Here is a 19451-nt window from a genome sequence, read left to right as displayed (position 1 = left end):
TCTTGGCTACGGCGGAAGGACGGTGCTTTGACAGCCCCCGATCTGGTCCGAGGACGAACGGAGAAACGTTAAGTTACGGGACTTCCTGCGACCAACACCTGATACGCCAATTCCCGCGCCCGCTCGCGCGGCAATCCCAGCACCCGCGTCAGCGGGGCCCCGAACAGCGCATCGCCCAGCGCCATGATGACGAGCTGGAGTGTCTCGTCCTCGATCGGCAGTTCGTCGTGATGGTCGTCGCGCAACTCGTCGACCAGGTCGTGGATCGCCTTCAGGATCGGGTCGAGCGCGTCCTCGTTGCCCGACAGGATCATCCAGCTCGCCAGCGCTCCGGCGCCGCCGGTGTCGAAAGCGTCGAACGCCAGGTCGACGACTTCGCGCGGGTTGTGCTCGCCCGCGCGTTGGCGGAACACGGTGTCGCGGATCGTCGTGGTGATGAACGCCGCCATCCGCTCGATCAGCGCCTGTTGTAGCCCCGCGGCCGAGCCGAAATGATGGAGCAAATTGGCGTGCGTGCGCCCGATCCGCGCCGCGACCGCCTTCAACGTCACTGCCTGCGGGCCGAATTCGACCAGCAGCGCGCGCGCTGCGTCGAGTGCTGCTTCGCGCGATTCCTCTGGGCTCAGGCGGCGGCGGACGGGCAGGGGGGTGACGGACATGCCGCGTTTGTCGGCGGTTTACGGGACGAAATCAACACTTAGCCCTCCCCTTCAGGGGAGGGGCTTCAGGCGGGTCATGCCGCCAAGGGCATTCGCGGCTCTTCGTCGAAATCGAGCTCGAGCGTCGCGCAATCGACCTCGATCCCGCGCGCGAGGCACAGCCGCTTCTCGGTCCCGGTCCGCCGGAAGCCGAGCTTGCGCAGCACGTTGCCCGACGCCGGATTATCGAGGAAATGCCCCGACACCAGCCGCGGCAGCCCCATCGCATAGCGCGCGATCCCGAGCATCGCGTGCCCCGCCTCGGTCGCATAGCCGCGGCCCCACGCATCGGGGGTCAGCCAGTAACCGATCTCGGTCGCGTCCTCGCCGTTCTGCGCCGGATGCAGCCCGATCGCGCCGACCAAGCACGGCGTGGCGGTTTCATGCGCGAAGATCAGGCATGTGACGTCGCCGTTGCCACGCGGCGTCGCGAGCCACTCGGCGGCGTGCGCCTCGGTATAGGGCCAAGGGAGGCGCGACAGCTTGAACGCGACTTTCTCGTGCGCGATCGCCTGAGTCAGCGCCGCCGCATCCTCGGGCCAGCCGGGCCGTAACGTCAGTCTCTTCGTCCGTGCGAACATCTCACTCTCCGTGATCGACGCGCCGCTCGCATTTCCGTGTGACAGACGCGCGACGCCGTGGAGGGAGCATGAAAAAAGGGAGCCGGGGCGACCCGTCTCCCTTTTTAAGATTTCGCTTGAAACCCCGGATCGCCCTGGTGGGCGACCCGGCTGGTCACCCGATGTTATTCGGCCGCAATCGGCATGTCGACCGAGCAGAACTTTCGGCCAAGTTTGCCGTCGTGGAACGACACGCGGCCGTCGACGAGCGCGAACAGGGTATGGTCCTTGCCCATGCCCACGTTGCGGCCCGCGTAGAACTTGGTCCCGCGCTGACGCACGAGGATGTTGCCCGCGACGGCGGTCTCGCCACCGAACTTCTTCACGCCGAGGCGACGGCCGGCCGAATCGCGACCGTTGCGCGACGAACCGCCTGCTTTCTTATGTGCCATCTCGAATTACTCCGCGGTCTTCTTCGCCGCCGGCTTCTTGGCAGCGGTCTTGGTTTCGGTCTTCGGCGCGGCAGCCTTCTTGGGCGCGGCGGCCTTGGCTTCGGTCGCCGGGGCGACCTCGGCCTTCGGCTCGGCGGCCTTCTTCGCCTTCTTCTCTTCGCCGATCGCGACGATCTTGAGGATCGTGTGGTTCTGGCGATGGCCGTTCTTGCGGCGATAGTTGTGCCGGCGGCGCTTTTTGAAGATGACGACCTTGTCGGCCTTCGCTTGGGCCACGATCTCGGCCGCGACGGTCAGGCCGGCGACCGACTTCAGCTCCGAACCCTCGCCCGCGAGCAGGACGTCGCCGAGCGTGATCGACGCTCCGGCTTCACCGTCGATCTTCTCGACGACGATCTTGTCTCCAGCGGCAACGCGATACTGCTTGCCGCCCGTGCGCACGACTGCGAACATGGCCCTCATCACTTTTCAAAATAGCGGACCCAGCGCAAGCAAGGCCTGCCCGGGAAAGACGGGCCAGCTAGGCGAAGGCCGCCACGCTGTCAACCGCCGAGACGCGCGCGACACGTTCGAAAAGCGTGTTGCGCGTCTGCCACACCAAATATGCGTATTGCGCGGATGTAGCACAACTTTGTTGTTACATTTCGGTGACGGCATATGGTCGACGCCGCTGCCGAGGGGAGGAGAGGACCCGACGCCGCTGGAAAAAAATCATTGGGGGAATCGGCCATGCGTCGCGCCATCATCACATCGTTGCTCACCGTGTCCGCGATCGCGTTGGCGACGCCTGCCTTCGCGCAGACCGCGCCGGCCGACGCGCAGGCGGCCGACGACGCGTCGGGCAAGGACATCGTCATCACCGGATCGCGTATTCCCGGTCGCACCGTTGCCGATTCGCCCGTTCCGATCGACGTGATCGCCGGCGATACGCTGTCCAATTCGGGCCAGACCGAAACCAACAAGCTGCTCAACCAGTTGGTCCCGTCCTTTAACTTTCCCCAGCCGTCGCTGACCGACGGCACCGATTCGCTGCGCCCGGCGACGCTGCGCGGGCTTCAGCCCGACCAGGCGCTGGTGCTGATCAATGGGAAGCGCCGCCACCAGGCCGCGCTGATCAACCTCAACGGCTCGGTCGGCCGTGGCGCGACCCAGGTCGATCTCAACGAAATCCCGCCGATCGCGATCGACCGGATCGAAGTGTTGCGCGACGGCGCCTCGTCACAATACGGCTCCGACGCGATTGCCGGCGTGATCAACATCCAGTTGTCGAAGAAGGTCGGCGTCAGCGGATCGGTGACCTTCGGTAAATACGACACGACGATGGATGGCGTGAACGACGTGATCGGCGTCGCGACGACAGGCGGCGTGCCGACCGTGATGACGCCCGGTGCCAATGCGCAGGCGGATGTGCTCGCGCTCAACTACGGCAACGAACGCAAGCGGCACGACGGCGATACGCTGACGCTCGCGGCGCGGGTCGGGCTGCCGGTCGGCGACGGCGGATATTTGACCCTGTCCGCGCAGTTCCGCGACCGCGACCCGACCAACCGTTCGGGCGCCGACCCGCGTCGGCAATATTTCAACGTCGGCGATCCGCGCGAGCTGACCTTCGATCGCTTCAGCCATGGCTATGGCGACGGGAAGGCGGTCGATTACAACCTGTTCCTGAATGCCGGGATCGACATCGGGCCCAACTTCCAGCTCTACACGTTCGGCAGCTACGGCATCCGCGATGGCATCGGCGCCGGTTTCTATCGCCGTTCGAACGATGCGCGAAACCGCGACTTCGCGGCGTCGACCGTGAATTTCGTGCCTTATTATCCGGACGGTTTCCTGCCCAAGATCTACAGCCAGATCGAGGATGTGTCGGCCGCGGTCGGGATCAAGGGCGATGTCGCCGGGTTCGATGCCGACCTGTCGGTGGTGTACGGGTCGAACCAGCTCGATTACCAGACGATCGACAGCTTCAACGTGTCGCTCGGCGGGGCGGTGTCGCCGCGGCGGTTCGACGCCGGCGGGCTTGCGTTCGGGCAGACCACGGCCAACCTCGATCTCAGCAAGAAGTTCGATGTCGGCGGTTTCTCCAGCTTCGGCATCGCGTTCGGCGCCGAATATCGCGACGAGAACTTCAAGATCCGCGCGGGCAATGTCGCGAGCTATGTCGGCGGGCCATACATCGCCAACGGCGCGGCGCCGGGCGCACAGGTGTTCCCGGGCTTCAAGCCGGCAAACGCGATCGACATCAGCCGCAACAGCGTTGCCGGTTACGCCGAGGTCGATGCCGATATCAGCAAGCAGTTCACCTTGCAGGCTGCCGGCCGCTACGAACATTTCAGCGATTTCGGCGACACGGTGAATGGCAAGCTCGCGGCGCGTTTCGAGCCGATCAAGGGCATCGCGGTGCGCGGGTCGATCTCGACCGGTTTCCGTGCGCCGAGTCTCGCCCAGCAATATTTCTCGACCACCTCGACCAACAACGTCGGTGGCGTGCTGATCGACATCGTGACGGTGCCGGCGACCAGCCCGATCGGCACCGCGCTCGGCGGCAAACCGCTCAAGGCGGAAAAAGCGCTCAACCTCGCGGGCGGTATCGCGCTCAACCCGATCAGCGGGCTCAGCATCACGGCGGACTATTACAATATCCGCATCAAGGACCGCGTGACGCTGACCGACAATTTGACCGGGACGGCGGTGGTCAACCTGCTGACGGGAGCAGGGATCGGCGGCGTCAGTTCGGCGCGCTTCTTCGTCAACGGCGTCGATACGCGCACACAAGGCCTCGATGTCGTGGCGAGCTATCGCGTACCCGATTTCGGCGCGGGCAAGTTCGTGCTGACCGCGGGCTACAATTACAATGAGACCAAGATCATCAAACGCGCCTCGCTGCCGACCTTGCCCGGGCTGGTGCTGTTCGGGCGCCAGGAATCGTTCCGCCTGACCGACGGCCAGCCGCGTACCAAGTTGAACCTGTCGGTCGACTGGGATCTGGGGATCGTCGGGGCGACGTTGCGCACCAACCGCTACGGCACGGTATGGGTCGCCAATGCCGGCGCGCTCACCGCGCCGCTCGGCAGCGTCGCGGGCGATTTCGCGCTGACGCCGAAATGGGTCACCGATGTGGAGTTGCGCGTGACCCCGATCAAGCAGGTCACGCTCGCGATCGGCGCGGACAACGTGTTCGATACCTATCCCGACCGCCTGCCCACCGGCGGCGCGACAGGGGCACCGGGGTTCACGCCGAACAGTTACTTCATCCCCTATTCGCAGCTGTCGCCGTTCGGCTTCAACGGACGGTTCATTTACGGGCGCGTGGCGTTCAACTTCTGACCGCGCGCCGTTGGAAAAGGGAAGGGGGCCGCAAGGCCCCCTTTTCGTGTCCGTCGTCGGCCACTCAATCTAGTGGCGATGTTCCCGGCGCAAGCTGTACCGCCCGTCGACCAACCCGCTGAACAGCCCGTCGATCGCGGGGTGCTCGACCGGTTCGTCGCTGTCGTCGTGGAGCAAATTCTGCTGGCTGACATAGGCGACGTAGCTCGACTCGGCATTCTCCGCCAGCAAGTGGTAGAACGGCTGGTCCTTGCGCGGCCGGATGTCCTCCGGAATCGATTCGTACCATTCCTCGCTGTTGGCGAAGACCGGATCGACGTCGAAGATCACGCCGCGGATGTCGAACACGCGGTGCCGCACGACGTCGCCGATCGAAAAGCGCGCGGTCGCGATCGGCGGCATCGGCACGCCCCTGGCAGAATGAGTGGCATCGGATCGCAGATCGTGGGGGTCCAGCGTGGTCATGACCACAATGTAGGGTTTTCGCGAAGCCGCACAAGCGCGCGGGTTGTGCGCACCGATCAGTTACGATAGAGGCGCCGCCTTCGACCCGCCCCCGGGGTGGTTCCGCCGACGCGGAGAGGTGCCAGAGTGGTCGATTGGGACGGTCTCGAAAACCGTTGTGCCGCAAGGTACCGTGGGTTCGAATCCCACCCTCTCCGCCAGTCGGCCTGATCTCCGCGTACGGCTCGGCGACCGGCACCGATGCCCGCCCCTATCGTGCCGCTCTCTTCCACAATAACCGAAATCGCCCGCGCCCTCGGCCATGTCGTTGGTGTCGCGTTCCGGGGCTTGCCTGCACGCGCGTGTTGGTGAACTATCACACCGTTGCGCCGAGTCCCTGCCGGGAGGACCACCCAATGACCGATGAAGATGCCCAACCGACAGGCCGGGAGTTCGACCGGCGCACGGTCATCGCCGGCGCGGCGGCAATCGGCGCGACGGTGCTGTGGGCCGGGAACGCGAAGGCGTCGCGGCAGGCTTGGCGCGAACGGCGCGACCGCTATCCCGAAGGTGTCGCCTCAGGCGATCCCGATCCGCACAGCGTGATCCTGTGGACCAGGCGGCCGTTCGACGGCGTGACCAAGGGCTCGCTGGTGGTGGAGGTCGCGCTCGACCGCGATTTCACGCGGGTCGTGTCGACCGCGCGCGTCCCGGTGCTGGCGGAGGCGGACTGGACCTGCCGCGTGCTCGCCGCCGGGCTCAAGCCGGCGACGGTCTATTGGTATCGCTTCACCGACGGCGAGGGGAACGGCAGCCGGATCGGCCGCACGATCACCGCGCCCGAGGACGGCGATACGCGGCCCGTGCGCTTCGCGTTCGTGTCGTGCAACAGCGTCAACGAAGGCGCGCAGAACGCCTATGCCCGGATGATCTGGGAGGACCAGCGCGCCCCGGCGGACCGGAAACTCGGCTTCGTGCTCCACCTCGGGGACTTCATCTACGAAGTTTACGAAAAACCCAGCGAGCTGTCGCACCGCTATGCGCGCACCGTCTATGACCTCGGCCCCGTCCCCGACGAGCGCAAGGTCAGTAAATACTTCTATGTTCCGACCACTCTCGACGGGTATCGCCACGTCTATCGCGCGCACATCGCCGATCCCGACATTCAGGATGCCCGCGCCTGGTTCCCGTTCGTCAACATCGGCGACAATCATGAATTCTCGTGGCAGGGCTGGCAGAGCTTCGTCCAATATCCCGGCAACGGGATCGAGCCCGCGCAGCCGCTGCGCGTCGCCGCTAACCAGGCGTGGTGGGAATATGTCCCGTCGCGCGTCCACAAGGCGTCCGGTCCGGGCCTCGACCAGTTTCGCCCGCCCGCGGTCGAGAAAAAACCGATCGAGACGTTCGACGACCACGGCTTCGGTACCGAGCCCAACAACCGCATCGCGGTCGGTAGCATGACCGCGTACCGCGCGATGCGCTACGGCCGCCACGTCGAGCTGATCCTGACCGATCACCACAGCTACAAGGCGGCGGACCCGACCAATGTGCCCGAGGCGGCGGCGCTCGATTCGGGCGAGTATCCGGTGCTGCCGCAGGAATGGCTCGAGATCACCGACGGCGGCCGCACGTACAACGGCGGCAAGCCGCCCGCGACGATTTCGATCGGCGACAAGAGCATCCCCAATTTCCGGAAGGACGCGCCACCCTTCAGCGTGCTCGGCCGCGAGCAGAAGGCGTGGCTCAAGGACCGGCTGACAAAATCTACCGCGACCTGGAAAATCTGGGGCGTGACCAACGGTCCGATGGATCAGCGGACCGACCCGCAGAACTTGCCCGCGGGGTTCTTCAAGATGCCGTGGATGGGCAAGGACTACGGCAATTTCGGCAATGGCGACTTCAGCAACGCCTTCGCCGAGCGCGCCGAAATCTACGACCTTGTCCGCGACCGCAAGGTATCGGGCTTCGTCACCGTATCGGGCGACCGGCATGCCTTCTGGGCGGGTTATGCCGCGCCGCATCTGCCACCAGTGGGGTTCAATCCGGTCGGGCTGAGCTTCATCACCGGGTCGGTTTCCGCCCCGGGCATGGGCGAAGCGGTGGAGTTCGGCAAGCCGTCCGCCGTGACGCCGCTGCTCGTACGCAAGGTGGATGGCGCCGCGCCCGAGCATGTCTGCAACCTGACGATCAAGCGCGGGGTGCGCGCGGCGCTCGAATATTCGGCGAGCGGCGACATCGCCAAGGCGCGCGCGCTGACCAATCCCGATGTCGCGCCGCATGTGGAGTTCGTCGACATGGCCGGGCACGGCTATTCGGTGGTGACGGCGACGGCGGGCGCGATCGACACCGAATTCGTGTGCATCGAGCGACCGATCAAGCGCGCGACCACGCCGGACGGCGGGCCGCTGCGCTACCGCGTGTCGCACCGCGCGCCGCTGTGGAAACCCGGTCAGCCGCCGAAGCTCGACCAGCGGATTCTCGAGGGCGACCCGAAGCTGTCGATCTGATCGGCGGGAATGGAGAGTCCGCTTCCATCGCCCAAGTCGCTATGATAGCCTGACACTTCGGGTTGCGCGTGAAGGACGGGGCTGGACGCCAAGCAGGTGCCATCCCTGAGGGGATGTAGATGTTTCGCGCCGCGCTTTTGGCTGCCTTGCTCCTCGTGCCGATGATCGCGCGGCCGCAATCGGCGGTCAGGCCCAGCATGGCCGACAATTTCGCCCTGGGAAGCGGTGAGGCGCTGTGCCGGGTCGGCGCGACGACGGCCGATCCGGTCGCGTCGGGACTGTTCGATCGCAGCTACGCCATCGTCTGCCGAGACGCTGCTGCGCCGGTCGGGCATCTGTATGCGCTGCGGGTCGGCAGAGACGATCCCGCTGCCCGGCTGACCGCGCGGCGCGAGCCCGGGCTTGCCTGCCGGTCCGCCACTGTCACGACGCTGGCGGACGCCGGCCAGGTGCAGATGACGCGCTGCATCACGCGCGACGGGGCGGCTTACACGATTCTGACGACGACCAAGGGCAACACGCTCTACGCGGCCGAAGGGCTGGGCGGCTATGTCTCCGCGCTCGAGCTTGGGCTGCGGTCGCTCGTCGCCGACCACGTCGTGCCGGGCGAGGTGAGTATCGCGGTTACCGAAGCGGGCGACCCCGCGGCGTTCGCCCGCGCGCAGGCCGGCGTGCTCGATCCCGCGGCGGCGCGCGAGCAGGGCTATCGCCGCAACAATTCGGGCAGCTTCGCCGAAGCGGCGGCGTTCTTCGAGACATTGCTCCAGCGTACGGACGCGTTGACCGATACCGCGGGTGCGCGGCGCGGCGAATATCTGGTCAATCGCGCGCTGCAGGAATCCGATCTCGGCAATTTCGCCCAGGCCGACGCGTTGTTCGCCGAGGCCGATCGCGTGCCGACCAGCGACCGCGTCGAGCTGCGGCTGCGGCGCAATTATCGGGCGCTCCATTTGCTCAACCAGGAGCGCCCCGACGAGGCGATGGCGGCGCTCGACGTGCCAGTCGAGCCGGCCTTTCCGGCGCCCGCCGCGAGCACGATCGACGTCGAGACTGCGGTTGCGCTCAACGAAGGCGTGCCGCTTGCGCGCAAGCTCGGCATCACCGCTGCGGAGAAGCTGACCAGCGGCGAAAAGGGAGCAATCCTCGACGCGCAGGCGATGGCGCTGCGCGGCGCGATCCTGCGGCTGCAAGGGCATCCCGACCAAGCCGCGCGCGCGCTGGCCGATGTGCCGCCGGCGCTCGACCGCATTCGCAACGGGCGTATCGCCTCGACCGCGCCGCTCCGCGCGCAAGTGCTGACCGAGCAAGCCTATCTGGCCGAAGGCGCGGGCGACCGCGCGGGCGCCGAAAAGTTGCTCGGCGGCGCGATCGCGGTGCTGGGGCGCGAATATCCGCAGTCCACCGCGCTGTCGGCCGCCACTGCCCGGCTCGCCGCCTTTTACGCGCGGACCGGAGCGACCGACGACGCCATGATATTGTATGCGCGGGTCGTGAAGGAATTGGGCGCCGCCGGAGGAGCGCCAGCCGGGTTCGCGCGGTTGCTCGACCCGTACATGACGCTGCTGGTCAGCCGGCCCGAGCGGCCGGCGGACCTGTTCCTCGCCAGCCAGGTGCTCCTCCGTCCTGGTGTCGCCGACACGCAAGCGACGCTGGCGCGCGAATTGTCGGGCGGGTCGGGCGAGGCGTCGCGGCTGTTCCGCCAGTCGCTGACCGACGCGCGCCGCGCCGAGGTGCTGCGCGTCGAAATCGCGCGGCTGGCCGCGATTCCGCAACCGACCGAGCCGGACCGCGCGGGCATCGCCGCCGATCAGGCCGAACTGGCGCGCATCCAGGCCGATCAAGGCGCGACGCTGGCAAAGCTCGCGGCCTATCCGGCGTACCGCGCGATATCGACCCAGGCGCTCGACCTCGCGACATTCCGGGCCGCGTTGAACCCGGGCGAGGGGTATTGGAAGCTCACTGTCGTGGGGCGCTCGATCTACGGCATGCTGATCACACGCGACGGCGCGACGGCGTGGAAGCTTCCGCTCGATCCGGCTGAGCTCGCCAAGCGCGTCGATGCGTTGCGCGCGACGATCGCCGAGCCGCGGGATGGGCGGACGGTGACGTATCCGTTCGACGCCGCGGGGTCGCGCGCGCTCTATCTGGCATTGGCGGGACCGGTCGCTGGGCGTTTGCCGCAACTCAAGCACCTCATCTTCGAACCGGACGGCGCCATGCTGCGGCTGCCGGTGTCGCTGCTGATCGACGAGCAGGGCGGAGTCGACCGCTACCTGGCCAGGATCGCCGATCCCCAGGCCGACCCGTTCGACATGCGCGGGATCGACTGGCTGGGCGCGCGCGTAGGGATCAGCACGGCGCTGTCGGCGCGCGCGTTCCGCGACGTTCGCGCGACCGCGCCGGCGACCGGGCAGCGCGCCTATATCGGGTTCGGCGACAACGCGCAGATCCCGCCGTTCCGCGCGCTGACCAACTTCGCGGGATCGTCCGGCATGATCGATTGCCGCTGGCCCGCGAGCGTGTGGGCCAACCCGATTTCGCCCGCCGAACTGTACAGCGCGAAGGCCGCGATCGGCGCGGGCGGCGCCACGGTCGAAACAGGCGCCGCGTTCACCGATACCGCCATCACGGGCGATACCGCGCTCGACGACTATCGCATCCTCCATTTCGCGACGCACGGCCTGGTGGTCGCGCCGAGACCGCAATGTCCGTCGCAACCCGCGCTGCTCACGTCGTTTGGCGGGAGCGAGTCCGACGGTCTGCTCAGTTTCGATGAAATCTATGCGCTCAAGCTCGACGCCGACCTCGTCATCCTGTCGGCTTGTGACACCGCGGCGGCGGCGAGCGTCGAGGCGACGCGCGCGGCGGGAATCACCACCGGCGGCGGCAACGCGATGGATGGGTTGGTGCGCGCCTTCATCGGCGCGGGTGGGCGGTCGGTGCTCGCGAGTCACTGGCCCGCGCCGGACGATTACAAGGCGACCGAACGGTTGATCGGTGGGTTGTTCACGGCGCCACCGGGCACGTCGACGGCGGAGGCGCTGCGGCAGGCGCAGCTCAAGCTGATGGCCGACCCGCAAACCTCGCACCCTTATTACTGGGCCGGCTTCGCGCTGATCGGCGACGGCATCCGCCCGGTACTGCGCGGCCGTTGAGCAGGATCGGCCAGCTGTGGCGGACGGCCGGGCGGATCGGCTATGTCCGGCTGGCGATCGCGATGCTGTTGCTGGTCGGCGCGTTGCTGGTCGCGCGCTGGTCGTGGGATGTGATGCTCGCGCGCAACGCCGAACGCGCGATGTACGATCTTCGCGCCGTCGCCGCGGCGCCGCAGGTCGGCCAGGACAAACGCATCGTCATGATCGTATTCAACGACGAGACGCTGGAAGCGACCGGGAAACGCTCGCCGCTCGACCGCGCCCTGCTCGCGCGCGCGCTCACCAATATCGACCGGCTGGGGGCGAAGGCGATCGGGATCGACATATTGATCGACCAAGCGACGCCCGACGACCCGCTGCTGATCAAGGCGATGCAGGGGATGCGAACGCCGACGTTCCTCGCGTTTGGCACCAACGCGACCAATCCCGACGCCGTTCAGTCGTGGCAGGAGAAATTCATTCGGGAGTTTCAGGCGAAGCTCGCCCCGGGTAACGTCCATCCGGCCAGCATCCGGCTGGAGGACGACGCCGACGGCGTGATGCGCCGCTGGCCACCACGTCCGCGCGGCCTGCCGCCGCTGCTGGTCGATCGGATGGCGGGCGGTGCGGGCGCGTTCGCCGGCTATACGCGCGCGATAGATTATCGCCTGCCGCACGCAATCGACATGCCGGGGATCGTCAGCGAGCCGGTTTTTGCGAAACTGCCGATCGACCTGTTCGCGAACGACGATGCGATCGACATGCTGAAGAGCCAGGTCGCCGGCCGCTATGTGCTGATCGGGGGCGACATCACCGATCTCGACCGGTTCGACACGCCGCAGACGCTGATCAGCAAGGACAAGAAGACGATCGGGCTGGAAATCCATGCCGTGCTGCTGGCGCAGCGGCTCGACGGCAGGGTTCCCGTGGCGATTTCGCCGCTGATGTTGTGGCTGCTGGCGCTGGTCGTGACGCTGGGGGGTGCGGGGCTGGGGGCGAGCGATATCAGCGGCTGGCGGCTGGCGGGGCTGATGGGGCTGGGCGTGGTGGCGATCGTCGCGCTCCCGGTCGGGCTGCAATATGCCGGCATCGACACATTGGGGCTGCCCGCGTTCGGCTGGCTGGTCGGATGGACGTTGGCGTACATTGTCGCCGCGGCGGTGGCGCGAGGCTTCGGGTCCGAGCAGCGCCGCTTCGCGCAAGGGGCGCTCGGCCGTTACCTGCCGCGCGACGTGGCGTCCGCGATCCTGCGCGACCCGAGCCAGCTGAGCCTGCATGGCGAGCGCACGACGATCTTCGCGCTGTTCAGCGACCTCGAAGGATTCACCAAGCTGACCCATGCCGTTCCGCCGGAGACGACGGCGGTCCTGCTCAACAACTATCTCGACCGGCTCAGCGGCATCGTGCTCGCGCATGGCGGCACGGTCGACAAGTTCGTCGGCGATGCGGTGGTGGCGTTCTGGGGGGCGCCGATCGCGCGGCCCGACGATGGCGACCGCGCGCTCGCCGCGGCGATTGCGATGGTCGAGGCGGGGGAGGCATTCCGGCGCGCACCCCCTGCCGACTGCCCGCCAGTCGGGCGGACGCGCGTCGGGTTGCACCGCGGCGAGGCGATCGTCGGCAATTTCGGCGGCGAGGGGCGGATGCAATATACCGCGCTCGGCGACGCGATGAACACCGCCTCGCGGCTGGAAAGCGCGAACAAGAGCCTCGGCACCCGCGCGTTGGTCAGCGCCGAGGCCGCGGCGGCGATGACCGATCCGCCGCTTCGTCCGATGGGCCGGATCACGGTGCGCGGGCGCTCGACCCCGATCGAAGTGTTCGAACCGATCGCCGAAGCATCGCGCGACGATCTACACCTGTTCCGCGAAATGCTCGACAAATTCGATTCGGGAGAGACCGGCGCGCTCGCGGCACTCGAGCGCTATGCGGGGGCCCGCGACGGCGACCGGGCGCTCGGCAAGCTCGTCGAAAATTTGCACCGCATTGGACCAGGAGGCTGTCTTGCGCTCGATTAGACCGAAACCATTTCGCTGGCTGTTGTTCGCCGGGCTGTCGCTCGTGGCGACCCCGGCCGCCGCCAAGGTCATGGTGTTGCGCGCGACCGGCCCGTCGTCCTCCAGCTTCGTGCCGGGCAAGGTGATGGCCGACGACACCCGCATCACGCTCAAGGCCAACGATCAGCTGACGGTGCTCGACGCCAAGGGCACGCGCGTGCTGCGCGGGCCGGGGACGTTCGTGATCGGGCAGGCGAGCACCGCGACGACCAGCACGCTTGCCGCGCTCGCCAGTTCGGGCGATTCGCGTCGCGCCCGCATCGGGGCGGTGCGCAGCGTGCCGCCGGTCGACGGGCAGCTCCTGCCCAATATCTGGTTCGTGGATTCGGCGGAGGGCGGCGCGAAATGCATCGGCGATCCGCACGGCGTAACGTTATGGCGCAGTGTCGCGGACAAGGCGCAACGCACGACGATCACCGCGGATGGCGGAGCAGCCGCCACGGTCGACTGGATCGCCGGGCAGAGCACGGTCGCGTGGCCCGCGTCGCTGCCGGCCACCGATCGCGCGACCTATCGCATCGACGGATCGCCGATCGAGTTTCGCGTCGTGCAGCCGCAGCCGACCGACCTTCAGCAACTGGCCGGCGCGTTGGTCGCCAACCAATGCCAGAGCCAGCTCGACGTGCTGATCAAATCGACGTCGGCTAAATGAAACGCGCCGGCCTTGGTGGAGCGCGCGGATGACGCGTCGGCAGGCCACGCGCCTGGCATCGCTGGCAGTCGCGCTTTCGTGCGGCGTCGCCACGCCTGTGGCGGCACAGGTTGCGCCGCCGACGCGCGAGGAAATCAATCGCATTCCCGACCAGGCGCTGCCGCCGACGCCCCCGCGGCTGACCGTGTCCGGCGGGATCGAGCGCGCGCCATGCCCGCTGGAGGATACGCGCTTTCAGTCGGTGAAGGTGACGATCAGCCGCGCCGTGTTCGATCAGCTCGAGGACGTCGATCCCGCCGAGCTCGATTCGGTCGCCGCGCCGTTCGTCGGCAAGACTGCGCCAATCTCGGTGGTGTGCGAGATCCGCGACGCCGCCGCGACGATCCTGCGCAACAAGGGATATCTCGCCGCGGTGCAGGTGCCGCCGCAAACGATCGAGGGCGGCGTCGTCCATTTTCAGGTGCTGATGGCGAAGCTGGTCGCGCTGCACGTGCGCGGCAATGCGGGTAACGCCGAAAAGTTGTTCGCCGGCTATCTTGAGCGGCTCAAGACCGGGCGCCCGTTTAACCGCTTCGAAGCCGAGCGATCGCTGCTGCTGGCGGACGATCTGCCAGGCTATACGGTCCATCTGGTGCTCAAGCCCGCAGGCACGGTGCCGGGCGAAGTCGCGGGCGACGTGATCGTGTCGCGCACGCCGGTCGAGCTCTACGCCAACGTCCAGAATTACGGATCGCGCGCGGTCGGGCGCTGGTCGGGGCTGGCGCGGTTGACGGTCAACGATTTGCTCGGGATCGGTGACCGCGCGACGTTGGGGTTCGACAACACGTTCGACACGCGCGAGCAGACCGTGGTCGAGGCGGGGTACGAGATGCGGCCGGGGACGAGCGGCCTCAGCGTCGCGGGACACTTCACCTATGCCTGGACGCGACCGACGATCGGCGGCGGCAATCCGCTGCGCGCACGAACCTTGGTGGCGACGGGAGAGCTCGGCTATCCGCTGGTCCGGCGTCAGGCCGAGACGGTCCGCGCCGCGCTCGGGCTCGACGTGATCGACCAGAAGCTTCGCTTCGCCCGCCTGCCGCTCAATACCGACAAGTTGCGCGTGCTCTACGGCCGGCTCGATTTCGACGCGATCGACCCCGACAGCATCGGCAATACGCGCGGCTACAGCCCGACCGAGCCGCAATGGCGGTTGAGCGGCACGCTCGAAGTGCGTCAGGGCCTCGGCATTCTGGGCGCGAGCGGCAATTGCGGGCCCGCGCCTTTGTACCTGCGCTGCACCGCCGCGCCGTCGATCAGCCGGTTCGACGCCAATCCGCGCGCGCTGGTAATCCGCGCCGCCGGTAATTTCGAGTTCCGCCCGACCCCGAAAATCGCGTTCGTGCTCAGCCCGCGCTGGCAATATGCCGCCGATCCCGTACTTGCCTATGAACAAATGTCGGCGGGCAATTACACCGTTGGCCGCGGCTATGACCCCGGCGTGCTGACTGGTGACAGTGGGATTGGCGGCTCCGCCGAACTGCGGCTGTTCTCGATCGTGCCCAAAGGCGCGAACAAGCTCGCGGTGCAGCCTTATGCTTTCGTCGATGGAGTCCGGCTGTGGACGCAGGGGCCACTGGCGGTGGGGGGCGGCGCGCGGTCGCTCTACTCGGTGGGCGGCGGCGTTCGCGCCGCCTGGGGTGATCGCGCGCGGATCGACGTGACGCTCGCCGCGCCGCTCAGCCGCACGCCGCTCGCGACCCGGCGCGACGACGTCCGCCTGCTCGTGAGCTTCACCACCCGGCTGTTGCCCTGGAGGTCGCTATGACACCGCGTCGTATAACCATGGTGCTGCGCCTTACCTGCGCGGCGTGCGCGATTGCCGCATCGGGCTATGTCCTGCCGGCCGCCGCGCAGGGCTATCAAGGTGATCCGACGATCCAGCGCGGCGGGGTCGGTATCACGCGGACGCCCGGGCACGACCAGATCACTATCGATTCCTCGATCGCGGTGATCGACTGGTCGTCCTTCAACCCCAGCCCCGTAGGACCGCTCGACTTCCTCCCGGCGGCGAATTCGGTCAATTATATCGGCACGCTGCCGAACTACACCGTGCTCAACCGCATCCTGCCCAACGCGGTGGTGCCGATCATGCTCAACGGCGCGATTACCACTCAGGTTGCCACGGCTGCGGGGCCGGCGGTTACCGGCGGTTCGGTGTGGTTCTACACACAGGGCGGCTTCATGGTGGGGAGCACCGCGACGTTCAACGTCGGCGGCCTCCTGCTCAGCGCGAACGACATTCCGCTCGATGCGAACAGCGGCTTCGATCCTAACGTCGCGCGGTTCGTCGGGCGCGTGGGGAGTACGTCGCAAATCAACATCGCCGCCGGCGCGAAGATTTCGTCGCTCAGCTACGTCGCGCTGATCGCGCCGAAGATCGTCCAGTCGGGCAGCATCCGCGCCGACGGCCAGATCGCCTATATCGCGGCGGAGACAGGCACGCTGACCATGCCGATCGGCGACGGGCTGTTCAGCATCGCGATCGATGCCGGCGGGGGCACGACGGTAGGCGGCGCGGCGATCGACCATAGCGGGTCGACCGGGGGTCCGGTGACTGCTGGTTCGGCGCTCAACAAGCGCATCTATATGGTGACGGTCGCCAAGAACAACGCGGTCACGATGCTGCTCGGCGGGACGATCGGCTACGATTTGAGCGCCGCCGCGGTCGGCAACACCGTGGTGTTGAGCGCAGGGCGCGACGTGGTCAACGGCAATGCCGTGTTGACCGGCGCGCCGGCGGCGGGTCCGGCCGCGAGCATCCAACTGACCAACGCCACGCTGATGACGCCGCTGGTCGCCAGCGCATCGGGCGACATCAGCTTGATCGCGCAAGGCGGGGGAACGCTGTCGCTGAGCGGCGACACGCTGGCGGTCGCGGACGGCACCGCGACGATGCGGGCGAGCAGCGGGACGATCAATACCAGCGGTAACGTCACGCTGCAAAGCGCGCGGTTCGGGCTTACCGCGGGCACCGCGCAAGTCGGCGCGGACACGGGCGGGCGGATCAACATCAAGGGCCTGCTGAGCGTGCTCGCCGACGGCGACGGCGCGCGCCGGGGGTTCAAAGGCGGTGGCGATGGGGTCGGCGGGACCGCCAGCGTGTCGTCGGATGGAGGCTTCATCACCGCCGCCGGGCTGACGGTCAGCGCGACCGGCGTCGCGCGGCCGACGGGTGTAGGACAAGTGACGAGCCGGGGCGGCGCCGCGACCGTGGCTCTGGCCAACGGCGCGAGCCTCAACGTCGGACCGCTCACGATCGACGCGAGCGCGGGCGTCGGTCCGGCCGGCATTGTGGCCAACGAACCAAGCGGCGTGGGGGCAGCGGCAATTGGCGGCACCGCCACCCTGATCGCCGACAATGCGATATTCGCGCCCACCGGTGCGTTGGCTATCGCCGCGCGTGCGCTGGGCGGCAGCGGCCAGACCGGCGGCGGCGCGGCGACCGGCGGTACCGCGCTGGTTCAGGCGACCAATGGCGGCGCGCTGACGTTGCCGGGCCTGGCGATCGATGTCAGCGGAACCGGCGGGAATGCGGCGGGAGGCTCCGGCGGTGCCGGACAAGGCGGCACGGCGACGGTGCGCGCGCAGAACGGCGCGGTGGCCATCGCCGATGCGGTCGGGCCGCAGGCGCTCACGATCGACGCGCAGGGCCGTGGTGGCACGAACAGTGTGGCCGTGGCGGCCGGCACGGGGGGTACGGTCACGTTGGCCGCGAACGGCGCACTCCTAGGTGCCGAGACGACATCGTTGCTGGCGGACGGCAACGCCGCGGGCGCGGGCGGCACGGTGTCGCTCGGCGCGGCCGACGCGGGCGGCATGAGCGGGTCGATGACACTCGGTGATACGACGGCGTCCGCCAATGGCGGCGCGGGCGGCAAGGTGGCGTTCACCAACACGAGCACCGTGCCCGGTGCGGCGATCCGTCTCGCCAGCCTCAACGCCAGCGCCGTGGGGGCCGTGGTTGCGGGCGGATCGTCGTTCGCGCTCACCGCGACGGGTAATCGCATCGCCGTCACTGGCAACGCGACCATCACCACGACCGGCGATCAAACGTATGCCGCAAGCGGCGCCGGCGGATTGACCGTGGGCGGCACGTTGCTCGCCAATGCCGGCGGCGCGGTATCGCTTGCCCATGCCGGCAATGCCGGTCCCGTCGACACGGTCAACGCCGGCGATGCCGATATGCGCGGGCAGGGCATCGCGGTCGGCACCGGCGCGATTTTGGGGACGGTACGAACGGCCCGGCTCAATGCGGTGACCACGGTCGACGCGGCGACCTTGCGCGCTGGAACGAGCGCCGATGTCACTGCAGGTACGGTGATCACGGTCAGCACGGCGACCGCCGGAACGACGCTGAACGTCACCGGCGGCACGACGGTCAGCTTGGGCAATGGCACTGCCGGCACCGCGATCAACGCGACCGGCCAGACGATCGCGGCGAACGGGACGCTGCGCAGCCCGCAGATCGCGTTCCGATCGGCGGCGATGCAGATCGGCGCGGCGTCGCAGATCGGTATCGCCGGACTCACGCAGACGGTCGGCTTCACGAGCACCGGGACGGCTGCGAGCTTCATCGGCGGGACCGGCGGTGCGGGCTATTCGCTGACCAACGCCGGGCTGGGCCGAGTCCAGTCGCGCGACATCGCGATCGTGCTGCCGGGCGATGCGACATTGGGCAATTTGGTGCTAACCGGTGCGGGCGCACCCGCTCCGGTCAATCTGGGCGGAACGCTCTCGATCACCACGCCGGGCACGATCATCGTCAACGGTACGGTTGCTATCTCTAGTGCCACGGCGGCGAACGGCATCACGTTCAATGCCGGACCGGCGATCCGCGTGGTCACGCCGGCGGGGTCGATCGCGATGGTCGGCGCGACCGGAGCGCCGGCGGGCACGCTGACGCTCAATGCTGCGACGGTAGCGGTCGGCTCGCAGGCCGCGCTCACCGACATCGCCGCCGAGCCCGACGTCACCACACGCAACGCGCGGCTCGGGATCAATGACGGGCCGGTCAACGATCAGGGGTATCTGACCGCGGGTACCTTGCGCTTGTCGGTGTCGGCCGGGCTGTACATTCAGAACACCGGCGCGGTGTCTCCACTGCTCACCGCGCGCCGCGGCTTCACCGTGGGCGATGGCGGCCTTACCATTTCGACGCGTGGCGGCGGCGCGGTCGGGATCGTCATCAACGGTCGTCAGCTGCTGGCGGACGGTACGATCATTACCGGCGCGGCGTTGGTCGCGCGGATCACGCTGAACAACGGGCTGGGCGGCGCTGCGCTGTTCGACCCGCAATCGACCGTCAACGGTTGTCGGATCCTGGCGGCGCCATGCCCCGCCAATGCGGTCATTCCCCAAACGCTGGTGGGGGTCCGCGACACGATCGGGCTCGTCACTGGCGGGCCGCTCCTGTCGCCGCCGGTCAAGGCAGCGGCGCTGAGTGGCGTCATCCCGCCGATCATCCTTCCCGCGATCGGTGCCGAAGGGCTCGATCCGTACAGCGTCGAACCGCCGATCGACGAACCGGTGATCGGCGTCGGCAACGAGGATGTTTGGCCGGACGGTACGAAGCCGTGAT

At 67.8% G+C, this 19451-nt stretch carries 12 protein-coding genes and 1 tRNA gene; 8 read left to right on the top strand and 5 right to left on the bottom strand.

Features of this window, described 5'->3' with window-relative positions:
• Positions 1-68: 68 nt before the first annotated feature.
• From E7773_RS01530 to rplU, 4 genes are all read right to left on the bottom strand, one after another.
• Entirely contained in the window at positions 69-659 is a 591-nt protein-coding gene (locus tag E7773_RS01530; protein WP_293987249.1) for a TetR/AcrR family transcriptional regulator, read from the bottom strand.
• A 74-nt stretch (positions 660-733) separates the two neighbouring features.
• Complete coding sequence (locus tag E7773_RS01525; protein WP_293987247.1) at positions 734-1279, bottom strand: GNAT family N-acetyltransferase; 546 nt, start codon at positions 1277-1279, stop codon at positions 734-736.
• 164 nt (positions 1280-1443) lie between these two features.
• Complete coding sequence (gene rpmA / locus E7773_RS01520; RefSeq protein ID WP_293987245.1) at positions 1444-1710, bottom strand: 50S ribosomal protein L27; 267 nt, start codon at positions 1708-1710, stop codon at positions 1444-1446.
• Between the two features lie 6 nt (positions 1711-1716).
• A complete protein-coding gene (rplU, locus tag E7773_RS01515) occupies positions 1717-2163 on the bottom strand; it encodes a 50S ribosomal protein L21 (RefSeq protein ID WP_293988192.1) in 447 nt (148 codons plus the stop codon).
• A 276-nt stretch (positions 2164-2439) separates the two neighbouring features.
• Here rplU and E7773_RS01510 point away from each other — a divergent pair, with 276 nt between their 5' ends.
• Positions 2440-5037 carry a TonB-dependent receptor gene (locus E7773_RS01510; RefSeq protein ID WP_293987243.1) on the top strand — a complete coding sequence of 866 codons (2598 nt, stop codon included), beginning with the start codon at positions 2440-2442 and terminating at the stop codon, positions 5035-5037.
• Positions 5038-5106: 69 nt separating this feature from the next.
• Here the strand turns inward: E7773_RS01510 and hspQ are convergent, their stop codons facing one another.
• Positions 5107-5439, bottom strand: a complete 333-nt coding sequence (gene hspQ, locus E7773_RS01505; RefSeq protein WP_293988189.1) for a heat shock protein HspQ — start codon at positions 5437-5439, stop codon at positions 5107-5109.
• Positions 5440-5614: 175 nt separating this feature from the next.
• Between hspQ and E7773_RS01500 the strand changes: the two genes are divergently transcribed.
• From E7773_RS01500 to E7773_RS01470, 7 genes are all read left to right on the top strand, one after another.
• A tRNA-Ser gene (locus E7773_RS01500) sits at positions 5615-5702 on the top strand.
• A 195-nt stretch (positions 5703-5897) separates the two neighbouring features.
• Positions 5898-7988, top strand: a complete 2091-nt coding sequence (locus E7773_RS01495) for an alkaline phosphatase D family protein (RefSeq protein ID WP_293987241.1) — start codon at positions 5898-5900, stop codon at positions 7986-7988.
• 119 nt (positions 7989-8107) lie between these two features.
• On the top strand, positions 8108-11143 hold the full coding sequence (locus E7773_RS01490) for a CHAT domain-containing protein (protein ID WP_293987239.1): 3036 nt from the start codon (positions 8108-8110) through the stop codon (positions 11141-11143).
• Positions 11140-13140 carry an adenylate/guanylate cyclase domain-containing protein gene (locus E7773_RS01485; RefSeq protein WP_293987237.1) on the top strand — a complete coding sequence of 667 codons (2001 nt, stop codon included), beginning with the start codon at positions 11140-11142 and terminating at the stop codon, positions 13138-13140. Before E7773_RS01490 ends, E7773_RS01485 begins: the two co-directional genes overlap by 4 nt.
• Positions 13127-13831 carry a hypothetical protein gene (locus E7773_RS01480; RefSeq protein WP_293987235.1) on the top strand — a complete coding sequence of 235 codons (705 nt, stop codon included), beginning with the start codon at positions 13127-13129 and terminating at the stop codon, positions 13829-13831. The genes E7773_RS01485 and E7773_RS01480 overlap by 14 nt, the downstream gene beginning before the upstream one ends.
• A gap of 28 nt (positions 13832-13859) precedes the next feature.
• Positions 13860-15638, top strand: coding sequence for a ShlB/FhaC/HecB family hemolysin secretion/activation protein (locus tag E7773_RS01475; protein WP_293987233.1), 1779 nt, complete (start codon positions 13860-13862; stop codon positions 15636-15638).
• Complete coding sequence (locus E7773_RS01470) at positions 15635-19450, top strand: hypothetical protein (protein ID WP_293987231.1); 3816 nt, start codon at positions 15635-15637, stop codon at positions 19448-19450. The genes E7773_RS01475 and E7773_RS01470 overlap by 4 nt, the downstream gene beginning before the upstream one ends.
• Position 19451: the final 1 nt, after the last annotated feature.

Origin of the sequence: Sphingomonas sp., assembly GCF_004799495.1 — a bacterium.
Classification (GTDB): domain Bacteria; phylum Pseudomonadota; class Alphaproteobacteria; order Sphingomonadales; family Sphingomonadaceae; genus Sphingomonas.
This window is presented reverse-complemented; position numbering and strand designations above follow the sequence as displayed.